The organism is Rhizobium sp. TH135 (assembly GCF_002855515.1).
In the GTDB taxonomy this organism is placed as follows: Bacteria; Pseudomonadota; Alphaproteobacteria; order Rhizobiales; family Rhizobiaceae; genus Allorhizobium.
Genome location: NZ_PKRP01000005.1, coordinates 122,745 through 136,563, shown reverse-complemented (window position 1 = coordinate 136,563; position 13,819 = coordinate 122,745). Strand labels below are relative to the sequence as shown.

The following is a 13,819-nucleotide window of genomic DNA, read 5'->3' as shown; positions in this document are numbered from 1 at the left end:
GTGTCTGAGGCATTAAATCAGAGGCGATTGGCTGGCGCCATGCAGTTCTGACGCGAATTTGTCATGCTTTGCGCTATAGCTGGGTAATGGCGTCGGGTGACCGATGACCTGGGTTTCGGGAATTTTGTGCTTTCGGGGGGAAATGGCATGAAAGTCGGTATCGTGGGTGCGGGTATGGTCGGCAGCACGGCGGGTTATGCGCTGGCGCTGATGGGGCTTGCGAGCGAGATCGTGCTGATCGACCGCAACGATGCGCTGGCGGTCGCGCAGGCCGAGGATATTGCCCATGCGGTTCCCTTCATGTCCTCGACCGTGGTGAATGCCGGGCAGTACCGGGATCTTGAAGGCGCCGGCGTCGTCATCCTCGCGGCTGGTGTGAGCCAGAAGCCTGGTGAAACGCGCCTTGAGCTCCTGGAACGGAATGCCGCCGTCTTCCGCGCTGTTCTCGCCGAGGTCCTGCCGGTCGCGCCGGATGCGATCCTGCTGATTGCCTCCAACCCTGTCGACATCATGACCCAGATCACCACGCGCCTGTCCGGCATCGATCCGCGACGGGTGATCGGCTCTGGTACCATCCTCGACACGGCCCGCTTCCGCAGCCTGGTCGGTCGGCATCTTGGGATTTCGCCCCAATCGGTGCATGCCTATGTGCTCGGCGAACATGGAGATAGCGAGGTGCTTGCCTGGACGAGCGCGCGCGCCGGCTCCGTCCCACTCTCGTCCTTCGCCGCCCAGGTCGGGTCTCCGCTCACCGCAGAGGTGCGCGCGCAGATCGACGATGGCGTGCGCAACGCGGCCTACAAGATTATCAACGGCAAGGGCTCGACCTATTACGGCATTGGTGCTGGTCTCGCTCGCATCGTCAAGGCGATCGCCCGCGACCAGCGGGACGTTCTTTCCGTCTCCATCACGACAGCAGAGGTGGCCGGTGTTCGTGACGTCGCGCTGTCGATCCCACGTGTGATCGGTGCCGAGGGCGTTCTGGCCGATCTGTTCCCGGATCTGGACGAGACGGAATATGCGGCCTTGAACCGCAGCGCGTCGCTTTTGAAGGAACGGGCCAACGCCATTCCTTTGTAGGTAAGGCAGCCTATATGCTAGACTGCTCGCGCAGCCATTCTGCCGTCGCGCTTATTCAGAAGCGCATCTCGATTGCTGGACCTCGTCATGACCGAAACGCCGCCACTCACCCCTGAGGCTCTCGACGACTTTCTTTCGAAGGCGCGTGCGGCCAGTGGTCTTCTGAAGGCGCTGTCGCACGAGACGCGCCTGCTGATGCTTTGCATGCTCTGCCAGGGCGAGAAGACCGTCACGGAGATCGAGCACTTTCTGGGCATCCAGCAGGCTGTGGTTTCCCAGCAGCTCGCGCGGCTTAGAAGCGACAAGGTTGTCCAGACCCGCCGCGAGGGACGGCAGATCTACTACCGTATCGCCGATCCGCAACTCGCCGAACTGATCTCCGTGCTCTACAAGATGTATTGCGGCCCGGCGCCCGTCATGCACGGTGAAGCAGAAGCCCTCACCGAGGCCTGAGAGCTTCGGCGCGATCGTAGGGCGGGGACATGATCGACAAACTGGAATTCTTCATCGCGCTCGCCCGCCAGCAGCATTTCGGTCGCGCTGCGGAGGAATGCGGCGTGACGCAACCGACGCTGTCTGCCGGCATCCGGCAACTCGAAGAACAGCTGGGCGTGATGCTTGTGCAGCGCGGCTCGCGCTTTCTCGGTCTCACGCCGGAAGGTCAACGGGTGCTCGAATGGGCAAGGCGGATCGTCGGCGATACCCGCACGATGCGCGAGGAGATGCGCGCCGCGCGCCGGGGTCTTGCAGGCCATATACGCTTGGCAGTCATCCCCACGGCACTTGCCATGGTGCAGAAGCTGACCGAACCCTTCCAGACCCGCCATCCGGACGTCACGTTTTCCGTCCTGTCGCGCACCTCGCTGCAGGTCTTGAGCCTCTTGGAAAACCTCGAGATCGACGCCGGCATCACTTATCTCGACAACGAGCCACTCGGGCGTGTCACCAGCGTGCCGCTCTATTCGGAGCGTTATCACCTGATCACGGCTGTCGGCACCCCGCTTGCCGATCGTGACAGCGTCACCTGGAGCGAGGTCGCCGATCTCCGGCTCTGTCTCTTGACCGCCGATATGCAGAACCGCCGGATCATCAACCAGCACATGACTGAGGCGGGCGTGTCGCCCAAGCCGACACTCGAATCCAATTCGATGATCGTGCTCTTCTCGCATATCCGGACCGGCAAATGGGCCTCGATCATGCCGAGAAACGTCGCGGAATCCTTCGGCTTCGGCGAGGAGATCCGGATGATCCCGATCACCGCGCCCGAGGCCGAACATCTGGTCGGGCTGGTCGCCACGCATCGCGAACCCTTCACTCCGCTGGTCTCGGGGCTACTGCATGAGGCACGGCTTCTGGCAACCTCGAATGCCTTTGATAGAAATCTTCTATCGAGCGACGGAAGCGCCGTATTGACCTCCTGACATCGGACCCATCATCATCTTCCGATAAACGAACCTGCCAGAGCTCGGCAGGTGAGGAGGATTTCGATGAACATTCGTGTGGCTGCAGACGATGTTTCCGCCCGCATATCGGCTGTGATCGCCGAGTTGCAACATCTGGAGGGGTCGATGCTGCCGATCCTGCACCGTGTGCAGGAGGAATTCGGTTACATTCCGGAAGTCGCCAAGCAGATCATCGCCAGCGCGCTGAACCTGTCGCGCGCAGAGGTCCACGGCGTCATCACCTTCTACCACGATTTCCGCGCGCAACCGGCCGGACGACACGTTCTAAAGCTCTGTCGCGCCGAGGCTTGCCAGTCGATGGGCTGCGAGCCTCTGGCGGAGAAGATCAAAGCCAAACTCGGCATCGACTGGCACGAGACGACGGCTGACGGTGCCGTCACTCTCGAACCCGTCTTCTGTCTTGGCCTCTGCGCCCAGGCGCCGGCTGCCATGCTTGACGGTGAGCTGCATGCCCGGCTCGACGAACACTGTCTTAGCGACATTCTGGCGGAGGTGCGCTCATGAGCGTGACCGTCTTCGTCCCCCGCGATGCGGCAGCGCTTGCCGTTGGTGCCGACAAGGTGGCGGCTGCCATCGAACGTGAAGCCAAGGCGCGCGGCAGGGATGTCACCATCGTGCGCAATGGCTCACGCGGCATGCTGTGGCTGGAAGTGCTGGTCGAGGTTCGCACCGAGAAGGGCCGCGTCGCCTATGGCCCCGTCAAGGCCTCCGAGGTGCCCTCGCTCTTCGATGCCGGTTTCCTTGATGGCGGCGATCATCCGCTTGGCCATGGCCTCACCCAGGACATTCCCTTCCTCAAGGGCCAGACGCGGCTGACCTTCGCCCGCTGCGGCGTCACCGATCCGCTCTCGCTCGATGACTACCGCCACTATCAGGGCCTCAAGGGTCTCGCCAATGCCATCGCCATGACACCGGTCGAGATCGTCAAACAGGTCACCGACAGTGGCTTGCGCGGTCGTGGCGGCGCCGGCTTCCCGACCGGCATTAAGTGGAAGACGGTCGCGGACGCGAAGGCCGACCAGAAATACATCGTCTGCAATGCTGACGAGGGCGACAGCGGCACCTTCGCCGACCGAATGATCATGGAGGGTGATCCCTTTGTGTTAATCGAAGGCATGGCGATTGCGGGCATCGCAGTCGGCGCCACCAAGGGCTATGTCTACACCCGCTCCGAATATCCGCATGCGATTGCCGTCATGGAGGAGGCGATCGAGATTGCGAGGGCTGCGGGCATCCTTGGCCCATCGGTGATGGGTTCGGCCTATGCCTTCGACATGGAAGTGCGAATGGGGGCCGGGGCTTATGTCTGCGGCGAGGAAACCTCGCTGCTCAACAGTCTTGAGGGTAAGCGCGGCGTGGTGCGGGCCAAGCCGCCGCTTCCGGCGCTCCAGGGCCTGTTCGGCAAGCCGACCGTCGTTAACAACGTCATGTCGCTCGCCTCGATCCCCGTCATCATGGATCGCGGCGCTGCGTTCTACCGCGACTTCGGCGTCGGCCGCTCGCATGGCACGATCCCGATCCAGCTCGCCGGCAATCTCAAGCATGGCGGCCTCTATGAGACGGCCTTCGGCCTGCCGCTCGGCCAGCTGATCAATGAGATCGGCGGCGGCACGATCTCCGGCCGCCCGGTCAAGGCCGTCCAGGTCGGCGGGCCGCTCGGCGCCTATTTCCCGCCCTCGCTGTTCGACACGATCTTCGACTACGAGGCGTTTACTGCGGCCGGTGGCCTGATCGGCCATGCCGGCGTGGTGGTTTTCGACGACAGCGCCGACATGCTGAAGCAGGCGCGTTTCGCCATGGAGTTCTGCGCCGTCGAAAGCTGCGGCAAGTGCACGCCCTGTCGTATCGGTTCGACACGCGGCGTAGAGACGGTCGACAAGATCGCCCGCGGCATCGAGCCGGAGAAGAACAAGGTGCTGCTGGAGGATCTCTGCAACACCATGAAATTCGGTTCGCTGTGTGCGCTGGGTGGTTTCACGCCTTATCCGGTCATGAGTGCCATGACGCATTTTCCGGAAGATTTTGCGCCCACCCCGGTTCGGGAGGCAGCGGAATGAGTGTGTTTTCTTCGCCGTCATCCTCGGGCTTGTCCCGAGGATCTACCGAGATAACCATGGGGGTGACGTGCACAACTGAACCGACACCCGAAATTCAGACGCAACAGATCCTCGGGACAAGCCCGAGGATGACGGCGGAGAGGTAAGCGGCATGTCCCTGATCCATGAAATCGACTACGGCACGCCCGCCTCGCGCTCGGAGAAGATGGTGACACTCACCATCGATGGTCGAGCGATCACGGTTCCCGAGGGCACGTCGATCATGCGCGCCTCTATGGAGGCCGGCATCCAGGTGCCGAAACTCTGCGCCACCGACATGGTCGATGCCTTCGGCTCCTGCCGTCTCTGTCTGATCGAGGTGGAGGGCCGCAATGGTACTCCCGCCTCCTGCACCACGCCCGTGGCACCCGGCATCATCGTTCACACCCAGACGGAGCGGCTCAAGGCCATCCGCAAGGGCGTGATGGAGCTCTATATCTCCGACCACCCGCTCGACTGTCTCACCTGTGCGGCCAACGGTGACTGCGAGCTGCAGGACATGGCCGGTGCCGTCGGCCTGCGTGATGTGCGCTACGGCTATGAAGGGGAGAACCACGTGAAGGCCCGGTCTGCCGAGGGTGCCATCAACGCCCAGTGGATGCCGAAGGACGAGAGCAATCCTTACTTCACCTATGACCCGTCCAAATGCATCGTCTGTTCGCGCTGCGTGCGCGCCTGTGAAGAGGTGCAGGGTACGTTTGCGCTGACCATCGAGGGCCGTGGCTTCGACAGCCGAGTATCGCCGGGCGCGCATGAAGCCTTCCTATCGTCGGAATGCGTTTCCTGCGGCGCCTGCGTGCAGGCTTGCCCGACCGCGACGCTGACGGAAAAGTCCGTCATCGCTATCGGCCAGCCGGAGCATTCTGCCGTCACCACCTGCGCCTATTGCGGCGTCGGCTGTTCCTTCAAGGCGGAGATGCGCGGTGAAGAGCTGGTGCGCATGGTGCCGTGGAAGGATGGTCAGGCCAATCGCGGCCATTCCTGCGTCAAGGGTCGCTTCGCCTATGGCTATGCCAGCCACAAGGACCGCATCCTCAATCCGATGATCCGCGAGAAGATCACAGATCCCTGGCGTGAAGTGACCTGGGAAGAGGCCTATGCGCATGTCGCATCCGAGTTCAAGCGCATCCAGTACCAGTATGGCCGCGAAGCCATCGGCGGCATCACCTCGTCGCGCTGCACGAACGAAGAAACCTATCTCGTCCAGAAACTCATCCGCGCCGGCTTCGGCAACAACAATGTCGACACCTGCGCCCGCGTCTGCCACTCGCCGACCGGTTATGGTCTCGGCCAGGCCTTTGGCACCTCAGCCGGTACGCAGAACTTCGATTCGGTCGAGCATTCCGACGTGGTGCTGGTCATCGGCGCCAACCCGACCGATGGCCACCCGGTCTTCGGCTCGCGTCTGAAAAAGCGGCTCCGCCAGGGTGCCAAGCTGATCGTCATCGATCCGCGCCGCATCGATCTCGTGCGCACGCCGCATGTGGAAGCGGCTTACCATCTGCCACTCAAGCCCGGCACCAATGTCGCTGTGCTGACCGCACTCGCCCATGTCATCGTCACTGAAGGCCTGTTCGCTGAAGCCTTCATCCGCGAACGCTGCGACTGGTCCGAATTCGAGGACTGGGCCGCCTTCGTCTCGGAATCGGAGCACTCCCCGGAAGAGACCGAGAAGTTTACCGGCGTACCCGCCGCCGAACTGCGCGGTGCCGCGCGGCTCTTCGCCACCGGCGGCAATGGCGCGATCTATTACGGCCTCGGCGTCACCGAACACAGCCAGGGCTCGACCACCGTCATGGCGATTGCCAACCTCGCAATGGTGACCGGCAATATCGGTCGCCCCGGTGTGGGCGTGAACCCGCTGCGTGGTCAGAACAATGTCCAGGGTTCCTGCGACATGGGCTCCTTCCCGCATGAGCTGCCGGGCTATCGGCACGTCTCGGATGACGCCACCCGCGAGACCTTTGAAAAGCTCTGGGGCGTGGAACTCAGCAACGAGCCGGGCCTGCGCATCCCCAATATGCTGGATGCCGCCGTCGATGGCTCCTTCAAGGGCATCTACATCCAGGGCGAAGACATCCTGCAGTCCGACCCGGACACGAAACATGTCTCGGCTGGACTCGCTGCGATGGAATGCGTCGTCGTGCACGACCTCTTCCTCAACGAAACCGCCAACTACGCGCATGTCTTCCTGCCGGGCTCGACCTTCCTGGAAAAGGATGGCACCTTCACCAATGCCGAGCGGCGTATCAACCGCGTGCGCAAGGTGATGAGCCCGAAGAACGGCTATGCCGACTGGGAAGTCACCCAGAAGCTCGCCCAGGCCATGGGACTCACCTGGAACTACACGCATCCATCGCAAATCATGGACGAGATCGCCGCGACCACGCCAAGCTTTGCCGGGGTTTCCTACGATTATCTCGAAAAGATGGGCTCGGTGCAGTGGCCCTGCAACGAGAAGTTCCCTGTGGGATCGCCGATCATGCATGTCGACGGCTTCGTGCGCGGCAAGGGCAAGTTCATCCGCACCGAATATGTCGCCACCGACGAACGTACCGGCCCGCGCTTCCCGCTGCTGCTGACGACCGGGCGCATCCTTTCCCAGTACAATGTCGGCGCCCAGACGCGGCGTACCGAAAACGTGGTCTGGCACGAGGAGGACCGGCTGGAGATCCATCCGCATGATGCCGAACAGCGCGGCGTGAAGGATGGGGACTGGATTAAGCTTGCCAGCCGTGCGGGCGATACGACGCTTCGAGCGCTGATCACCGATCGCGTGGCCCCGGGCGTGGTCTACACCACCTTCCATCACCCGAATACGCAGGCCAATGTCATCACCACCGACTATTCCGACTGGGCAACCAATTGCCCGGAATACAAGGTCACCGCCGTTCAGGTCTCGCCATCGAATGGCCCCACCGAGTGGCAGGAAGATTATGAGGAGCTATCTCGTCAGTCGCGGCGGATCGTCGGTAAGCTGGAAGCGGCGGAATGAGTGATGTGATCGGCTCCACGGCGCGGATCGTCGGCGGTCTCAAGGCGAGCCACGGGCTCGTTTCGAGCAGCAGTCGGCTCGTGCCGGAGGAGGTGCCGATCGCCTTTTCCTATGGCGGCTCCACGCATGCCGTCATGATGGCGACGCCCGATGATCTTGAGGACTTTGCCGTGGGCTTTTCGCTCGCCGAAGGCATCATCGAGCGCGCAGGCGATGTCGTTTCGGTTGAAGCGATCGAAGCAGGCGAGGGGATCGACGTCCAGGTGACGCTGAAGGACATGGCTGCGGAGGCGCTGACTGCCCGACGTCGGCGCATGGCCGGGCCTGTCGGCTGCGGTCTCTGTGGCATCGAATCGATCGAGCAGGCGAGCCGAGCGGTGCGGCCTGTGGGGTCGGATGACGTGCGACTGACCGCCCGTGAGATCGCGGATGCGATGACGTTACTCGGTGCCGCTCAGGCTCTCAACCGCCAGACCCGCGCCGTGCATGCGGCTGGTTTCTATAGCCCCCACGAAGGGCTGGTTGCCGTTCGCGAAGATGTCGGTCGGCACAATGCGCTCGACAAGCTCGTCGGTGCCGTCTTGCTGGGCGGCTGGGATGCTTCGCTGGGCGCGGTCGTCGTGACTAGCCGCCTCTCGGTGGAGATGGTGCAGAAGACGGCAGCACTTGGTGCGCCGATCCTGATCGCCATCTCCGCGCCGACGGCACTCGCCATTCGCACGGCAGCGCAGGCTGGGATTACCCTGATCGGCATCGCCCGTGACGAAGATTTTGAAATTTTTACCCGACCGGACCGCGTGGTCGAGGGAGTAGCAATGCATGTCTGAGACCGGCACCGACGCCAAGCTGATCCGCATGGCCAATCAGATCGCCACCTTCTTCCTGTCGCAGCCGGAGGACGTGCGGGTAGAGGGCGTGGCGACGCATATCAACAAGTTCTGGGAGGTCCGCATGCGCCGGCGCTTCTTCGAACTGGTGGCGGTCCCAGATGCCGGTTTTCTGCCTCTGGTGATCGAAGCCGCCAGCAGCATCAAGCGCCCGGGTGAGCCCGATTCCACCGCGGTCGGCGTCGGTCAGGAGGCTGCAGCTGGGGCACCCGGCGGCAAAGGTGTGGTCGCAGGCGAGACGCTTTCGGAGCTGAGCATCCCGGAAACCACGCCCTGAGCAAGGCGCTGGTCCTAAGCGGGCGATGTCCGTTGAACAAGCGGGATGACCGAGGAGCTTTCGTCAGTTCAGCCAGAGATGGATGAGGGCGGCTTCCGGCGTCTCGGTGCCGCCATTCTCGATGCCTGTCCCCCAGAGGCCAGCACCGGCTGCATAGGCGCCCGGTGACAAGCCACCGGCCTCGCATTGGCTGACAGCGCGCAGACGCTTGCCGCTTCCCACCGCCTCGGAGAGCACGTCCAGGATCGCGGGATCATTCATCGCCGTGCCGGCACCAAAGATGCGAAGCACTGCGCCATCAAGCGCTCTGAGCATGGCCTTCAGCGCATCTGCCGGGATCCCCGGGGAGAGCGTCAGAATGGCGAGCTTGCGGTCGTCAAACGTCCGCTGCTTTGGTGCCTCCTGTGCTGCCTGCGGCTGGGAGCGAAAGGCATCCACTGCGTGGCTGTCATGCTTGACGAGCCCATCGGCCGCCAGAAGCCTTTTTGCGAAGGCGAGGAAGACGCCGGGCTCGCTGTCCGTCGCGGCCGAGATCGCCAGTTCGAGATTGCCTTCGGCATCACCCTCCTGTCCGAGCGGCAGCATCGAGCCGCACAGGATCACGCGCCTGTTCTCCCCCGCGAGAGCCTGGCTCAGGGCAGCACCGGAAAAGGCCATTGTGTCGGTGCCGTGGGTGATGATCACGGCTGCGTCCGGATGGCTGCGGATGGTCTCCAACATGCGGTTCCAGTGACGGGGGCCGACATCGGCGCTATCGAGCAAGGGATCGAAGACGGCCGTTGTCAAAACGGTGCCTGCGGGCAGGCGTGCCGCGATCGCTTCTTCCACGAGCCCCTTCAGGGGTGCCAGTCCTTCCGGCGTCTCGGCCATCCCGATTGTTCCACCCGTGTGGATCAGCAGCAGTTTCATCGTCTCGCCTCCCGGATTTGTTGCCGTCTGGTAGGGCAGTGCGACGCCGAGATCAACCAGGTGCTGGAACGCGAAAGGGCAGCGCCGTGAAGCGCTGCCCTTTCCAAACGGATGTCTGTCGCCTGATCAGGCGGCCAGGTCTTCCAGATCGCTGCCCTTGAACATCTTGGCAAGGTTCAGGAAGCAGATCATGCCGTTCTCGTTGGCAATGATGCCTTCCGAGAAGGTTTTGTCGAAGGAGGCCGAAACTTCCGGAACCGGCTGAACCTGGCTCGACGGGATGGTCAGGATGTCCGAAACGCGGTCGACCAGCATGCCGATGACCATGTTGTGGACTTCGGCAACGACGATGGCCGAACGCTCGTTGGCGACGGTGCTCTTCATGCCGAGCTTATAAGCCAGGTCGATGATCGGAATAACCGACCCACGAAGGTTCATGACACCGATAACATCGGCCGGTGCATGCGGGATCGGCGTGGACGGTGCCCAGCCGCGAATTTCGCGGATGGTCGTGGTCTTGACGCAGAACTCCTGATCATGAAGCCGGAAGGCGATGATCTCGAGGGTCTCGCTGCCGAAACTGGTGGAGCTGATAGTTGCCATTAGAAATCTTCCCAACCTTCCTGTACCTTGGCGGCAGCGGCGCCACCTGCGGCGCGAGCGACACTCGCCATGAGTTTGCGTGCCGGTGATGCCACAGGTGAAGCATCGGGACGCGCTTCCATGACTTTATGCGAAGAGTGTTGCCCAATTCTAAACTGTGACACCAGTTCGCGCAGTGCAGCCGCCTGTTTTGCGAGGCTGTGGCTCGCAGCGGTCGATTCTTCGACCATCGCCGCGTTCTGCTGGGTGTTCTGGTCCATGGCGTTGACCGCCTTGTTGATCTCCGAAAGACCGGTGGATTGCTCGCGCGAGGCCTCAACAATTGCAATGACGTTGCGGTTGATGTCCTGGACTTCCGTGACGATCTGTTCGAGCGCCTTGCCGGTTTCGCCGACAAGCTGCACGCCGGTCTTCACCTGATCGGACGAGGTGTTGATCAGCGCCTTGATCTCTTTCGCAGCCGTTGCCGAGCGTTGAGCCAATTCGCGGACTTCCTGGGCGACCACTGCGAAGCCCTTGCCGGCTTCACCCGCACGGGCTGCCTCGACGCCAGCGTTCAGGGCCAGAAGATTGGTCTGGAAGGCGATGTCGTCGATCACGCCGATGATGTTCGAAATCTCCTTTGAGGAGTTCTCGATCTTGCCCATAGCCTCGATCGCGTTCTTCACCACGAAGCCGGACTTTTCCGCTCCTTCCTTGGTGCGGGCGACAAGTTGCCCAGCTTCGTTGGCCCGCTTCGAGCTGTCGGCGACCGTCTGGGTAATCTGTTCGAGCGCGGCGGCCGTTTCTTCAACGGCTGCTGCCTGCTGCTCTGTGCGTTTCGCCAGATTGCTGGAGGCTTCGCGGATCTGCGACGAGCCTAAGGCAATAGCGACTGTATTTTGACTCACATTCTGCATGGCCGCTGCGACGCGCGCCATGGCAGCGTTGAAGTCCACGCGGATCTGTTCGAGCGATGGGATAAAGGGCTTGTCGATGGTCGCGGTCAGGTCGCCCTGGGCGAGTGCGGTCAATCCCTTCGCGATTTCGTCGACGGCGTTCACCCGACCCGTAATGTCGGTTGCATATTTCACCACCTTGAAGACACGGCCGCTGGCGTCGAAGATCGGGTTGTAGGAGGCCTGTATCCAGACCACCTTGCCGCCCTTGCCGATGCGCTTGAATTCCTGCGAAACGAACTGGCCAGCGGCCAGCGTCTTCCAGAAGTCGCGATAGGCCTCGGAACGGGTGTATTCCGGCTCGCAGAACATGGAGTGATGCTTGCCGGCGATTTCACCCAGCGTGTATCCGAGCGTCGACAGGAAATTCTTGTTGGCGGTCAGGATTTCGCCTGTTGTCGTAAACTCGATCGTGGCTTGGACGCGGCAGATGGCATCGAGCTTGCCGGCGTCTTCTGCCGCTTTCAGCTTGGCTGCGGTTATGTCCGTCGCGAACTTGACGATCTTAGCAAGTTTGCCTCCGCGGTAGACAGGGTTGTAGGATGCCTGGATCCAGACCTCGCTGCCATCCTTGCGGATACGCTTGTATTCGCGGCTCTCGAATTGACCGCGATTGAGCATCGCCCAGAACTCCCGGTAATCGGGCGTCGCGGTATAGGCCGGGTCGCAGAAGATCCTGTGATGTTTCCCCTTGATCTCGTCTAGCCTGTAGCCCAGCACGCGACAGAAATTCTCATTCGCGGTGATGATCGTGCCGTCGAGTTTGAACTCGATGATCGCCTGTGATTTGCCCAGTGCATCAAGCACCGCTTTGGATTCAAGCCCCGGAAAAGCCACCAAGGTCATGACGAACTCCCATCAACGCTGCAGCGACTATTCCTGCAACCATGGGTTAGTTTTAGCCTGCGCTGCTTAAGAGATCGTCAATGTTCAACAATACTCCAGCAATTTGGTGAGCGATTATCGTTCATCTTCCATAAAATTTAGAGCAAAGTTACCTGCGGCGAGCATTTGCCCGGAGCGATCTTGTTTACAGCCAACGTTCACAACGCTCCAGTCAACCGCCCCTTGTCGGACGATCGAGGATGCGTCTGCCAAACAGGCTGGCTGCCAGCTCCACCATGACCCGGGCGCTTCGGCCGCGATCGTCCAGGAAGGGATTCAGTTCCACCAGATCGAGTGAAGAGACCAGCTCGCTGTCATGCAGCAGCTCCATAATGAGATGCGCCTCGCGGAAGGTTGCGCCACCCGGAACTGTCGTGCCGACGCCCGGCGCCACGTCCGGATCGAGGAAATCAACATCGAGGCTGACATGCAAAAGGCCGCCTGCCGCGCGGACATCCGCCAGGATGCGCTTGACGATGCTGCCCATGCCTTCTTCGTCGACGGCGCGCATGTCGAAGACGTTGACCGCGTTCTCCCGGATCAGACGGCGCTCCTCCTCGTCCACCGAGCGGATGCCGATCTGGTAGACGCGCTTAGGATCGACGAAGGGGCGATCGGGGCTCAGGATCGGCGCGAATTCCGCCTTGCCACAGAAGAATGCCACGGGCATGCCGTGGATATTGCCCGAGGGCGAGGTTTCCGGCGCGTTGAAGTCCGAATGGGCGTCGAGCCAGAGGACGTAAAGCGGGCGCCCGAGCTCTGCAGCATAGCGGGCCATGCCCGACACGCTGCCCATTGACAGGCTATGGTCGCCGCCGAGCAGGATCGGAACTGCACCTCCTGTCGCCGCCCCATAGGTCTCTGCCTCGATCGCCCGGGTGAAGGCGCCGACGATCGGCAAATGTTTGGCGCGCTCCATCTCGGGAAGGTCCAAAGCCGGTGCAGGTCGAAGATCGCCACGATCCTCGACGTGAAACCCAAGATCACCAAGGGCAGATGCAATGCCGGCAATGCGGTATGCCGCCGGACCCATGGCGCAACCACCACGCCCGGACCCTTCCTCGAGAGGTACCCCGATCAGCGCCACGGTTTTCTGCTGCTTGTCCATGTCTCGTCCTTATCTGTCCTGTCGCGCCATGATCGGCCAAAGTGCCGTTGTCAAAAAGGTGGAACTTCGTCACAAAGCGCTATAGTTTGCGCATATCGCAACCAGTATGTGACAGTTTGTAAAGATGGACGATCTCGACCGCAGCATCCTCGGGGCGCTTCGCCAGAATGCCCGCCTGCCTGTCGCGTCTCTCGCGGCCATGACCGGCGCCTCGCGCGCGACGATTTCTGCGCGGATCGACCGGCTCGTGGCGAACGGAACGATTGCTGCTTTCACGATCCTCACCGGCAGCGAAATCCAGCCGACGGGTGTACGGGCCATCATCATGATCGAGGTTGTCGGCAAGTTCGCCGATCGGGTGGCCCATCAGTTGCGCGGCATGCCACAGGTCCGTTCGCTGCACAGCACCAATGGCAAATGGGATTTCATCGCCGAGTTGGAAGAGCGGGATCTTGCCAGTTTCGACGAGACGCTCAGACGGATCCGGTTGATCGAGGGGATCAACTTCACCGAATCCAACATCCTTCTGAAAACCAGCAAGGTGGCCTGACGCGCGGGCAGTAAGCCTCTTCCCGCGG

13 protein-coding genes are annotated in these 13,819 nt (G+C 61.9%); 9 read left to right on the top strand and 4 right to left on the bottom strand.

The genetic code is table 11. The annotated features are described in order from the left end of the window. The first annotated feature begins 147 nt into the window (after nucleotides 1–147). From C0V73_RS15860 to C0V73_RS15825, 8 genes are all read left to right on the top strand, one after another. Entirely contained in the window at nucleotides 148–1,080 is a 933-nt protein-coding gene (locus C0V73_RS15860) for an L-lactate dehydrogenase (RefSeq protein ID WP_102020972.1), read from the top strand. A gap of 87 nt (nucleotides 1,081–1,167) precedes the next feature. Further along, nucleotides 1,168–1,533, top strand: a complete 366-nt coding sequence (locus tag C0V73_RS15855; protein WP_102021255.1) for a metalloregulator ArsR/SmtB family transcription factor — start codon at nucleotides 1,168–1,170, stop codon at nucleotides 1,531–1,533. Between the two features lie 29 nt (nucleotides 1,534–1,562). Then, nucleotides 1,563–2,501: a LysR family transcriptional regulator gene (locus C0V73_RS15850; RefSeq protein ID WP_102020971.1), complete on the top strand. Its 939-nt coding sequence runs from the start codon at nucleotides 1,563–1,565 to the stop codon at nucleotides 2,499–2,501. A gap of 66 nt (nucleotides 2,502–2,567) precedes the next feature. After that, a complete protein-coding gene (locus tag C0V73_RS15845; RefSeq protein ID WP_102020970.1) occupies nucleotides 2,568–3,047 on the top strand; it encodes a formate dehydrogenase subunit gamma in 480 nt (159 codons plus the stop codon). Next, complete coding sequence (locus C0V73_RS15840) at nucleotides 3,044–4,600, top strand: NADH-quinone oxidoreductase subunit NuoF (protein WP_102020969.1); 1,557 nt, start codon at nucleotides 3,044–3,046, stop codon at nucleotides 4,598–4,600. The genes C0V73_RS15845 and C0V73_RS15840 overlap by 4 nt, the downstream gene beginning before the upstream one ends. Before the next feature lie 151 nt (nucleotides 4,601–4,751). Further along, nucleotides 4,752–7,634, top strand: a complete 2,883-nt coding sequence (gene fdhF / locus C0V73_RS15835) for a formate dehydrogenase subunit alpha (protein WP_102020968.1) — start codon at nucleotides 4,752–4,754, stop codon at nucleotides 7,632–7,634. Beyond that, complete coding sequence (gene fdhD / locus C0V73_RS15830; RefSeq protein WP_102020967.1) at nucleotides 7,631–8,461, top strand: formate dehydrogenase accessory sulfurtransferase FdhD; 831 nt, start codon at nucleotides 7,631–7,633, stop codon at nucleotides 8,459–8,461. Before fdhF ends, fdhD begins: the two co-directional genes overlap by 4 nt. Further along, a complete protein-coding gene (locus C0V73_RS15825; RefSeq protein ID WP_102020966.1) occupies nucleotides 8,454–8,798 on the top strand; it encodes a formate dehydrogenase subunit delta in 345 nt (114 codons plus the stop codon). Before fdhD ends, C0V73_RS15825 begins: the two co-directional genes overlap by 8 nt. A gap of 63 nt (nucleotides 8,799–8,861) precedes the next feature. On the opposite strand, the gene C0V73_RS15820 is transcribed toward C0V73_RS15825, so the two are convergent. The 4 genes from C0V73_RS15820 to rocF all read right to left on the bottom strand — a co-directional run bounded on the left by C0V73_RS15820 (nucleotide 8,862) and on the right by rocF (nucleotide 13,241). After that, nucleotides 8,862–9,707, bottom strand: coding sequence for an asparaginase domain-containing protein (locus C0V73_RS15820; RefSeq protein ID WP_102020965.1), 846 nt, complete (start codon nucleotides 9,705–9,707; stop codon nucleotides 8,862–8,864). Between the two features lie 126 nt (nucleotides 9,708–9,833). Further along, nucleotides 9,834–10,310 (bottom strand): chemotaxis protein CheW, encoded by a 477-nt coding sequence (locus C0V73_RS15815; RefSeq protein ID WP_006724495.1) that lies wholly within the window; start codon nucleotides 10,308–10,310, stop codon nucleotides 9,834–9,836. Beyond that, nucleotides 10,310–12,094: a PAS domain-containing methyl-accepting chemotaxis protein gene (locus tag C0V73_RS15810; RefSeq protein WP_172450200.1), complete on the bottom strand. Its 1,785-nt coding sequence runs from the start codon at nucleotides 12,092–12,094 to the stop codon at nucleotides 10,310–10,312. Before C0V73_RS15810 ends, C0V73_RS15815 begins: the two co-directional genes overlap by 1 nt. A gap of 211 nt (nucleotides 12,095–12,305) precedes the next feature. Continuing rightward, on the bottom strand, nucleotides 12,306–13,241 hold the full coding sequence (gene rocF / locus C0V73_RS15805) for an arginase (protein WP_102020964.1): 936 nt from the start codon (nucleotides 13,239–13,241) through the stop codon (nucleotides 12,306–12,308). A gap of 124 nt (nucleotides 13,242–13,365) precedes the next feature. Here rocF and C0V73_RS15800 point away from each other — a divergent pair, with 124 nt between their 5' ends. Next, a complete protein-coding gene (locus C0V73_RS15800) occupies nucleotides 13,366–13,791 on the top strand; it encodes an Lrp/AsnC family transcriptional regulator (RefSeq protein ID WP_102020963.1) in 426 nt (141 codons plus the stop codon). Nucleotides 13,792–13,819: the final 28 nt, after the last annotated feature.

What these genes read in the sequence shown, in the direction of transcription:
- C0V73_RS15860 (WP_102020972.1), top strand. Translation starts at nt 148, where the DNA reads ATGAAAGTCGGTATCGTGGGTGCGGGTATGGTCGGCAGCACGGCGGGT.
- C0V73_RS15855 (WP_102021255.1), top strand. Translation starts at nt 1,168, where the DNA reads ATGACCGAAACGCCGCCACTCACCCCTGAGGCTCTCGACGACTTTCTT.
- C0V73_RS15850 (WP_102020971.1), top strand. Translation starts at nt 1,563, where the DNA reads ATGATCGACAAACTGGAATTCTTCATCGCGCTCGCCCGCCAGCAGCAT.
- C0V73_RS15845 (WP_102020970.1), top strand. Translation starts at nt 2,568, where the DNA reads ATGAACATTCGTGTGGCTGCAGACGATGTTTCCGCCCGCATATCGGCT.
- C0V73_RS15840 (WP_102020969.1), top strand. Translation starts at nt 3,044, where the DNA reads ATGAGCGTGACCGTCTTCGTCCCCCGCGATGCGGCAGCGCTTGCCGTT.
- fdhF (WP_102020968.1), top strand. Translation starts at nt 4,752, where the DNA reads ATGTCCCTGATCCATGAAATCGACTACGGCACGCCCGCCTCGCGCTCG.
- fdhD (WP_102020967.1), top strand. Translation starts at nt 7,631, where the DNA reads ATGAGTGATGTGATCGGCTCCACGGCGCGGATCGTCGGCGGTCTCAAG.
- C0V73_RS15825 (WP_102020966.1), top strand. Translation starts at nt 8,454, where the DNA reads ATGTCTGAGACCGGCACCGACGCCAAGCTGATCCGCATGGCCAATCAG.
- C0V73_RS15820 (WP_102020965.1), bottom strand. Translation starts at nt 9,707, where the DNA reads ATGAAACTGCTGCTGATCCACACGGGTGGAACAATCGGGATGGCCGAG.
- C0V73_RS15815 (WP_006724495.1), bottom strand. Translation starts at nt 10,310, where the DNA reads ATGGCAACTATCAGCTCCACCAGTTTCGGCAGCGAGACCCTCGAGATC.
- C0V73_RS15810 (WP_172450200.1), bottom strand. Translation starts at nt 12,094, where the DNA reads ATGACCTTGGTGGCTTTTCCGGGGCTTGAATCCAAAGCGGTGCTTGAT.
- rocF (WP_102020964.1), bottom strand. Translation starts at nt 13,241, where the DNA reads ATGGACAAGCAGCAGAAAACCGTGGCGCTGATCGGGGTACCTCTCGAG.
- C0V73_RS15800 (WP_102020963.1), top strand. Translation starts at nt 13,366, where the DNA reads ATGGACGATCTCGACCGCAGCATCCTCGGGGCGCTTCGCCAGAATGCC.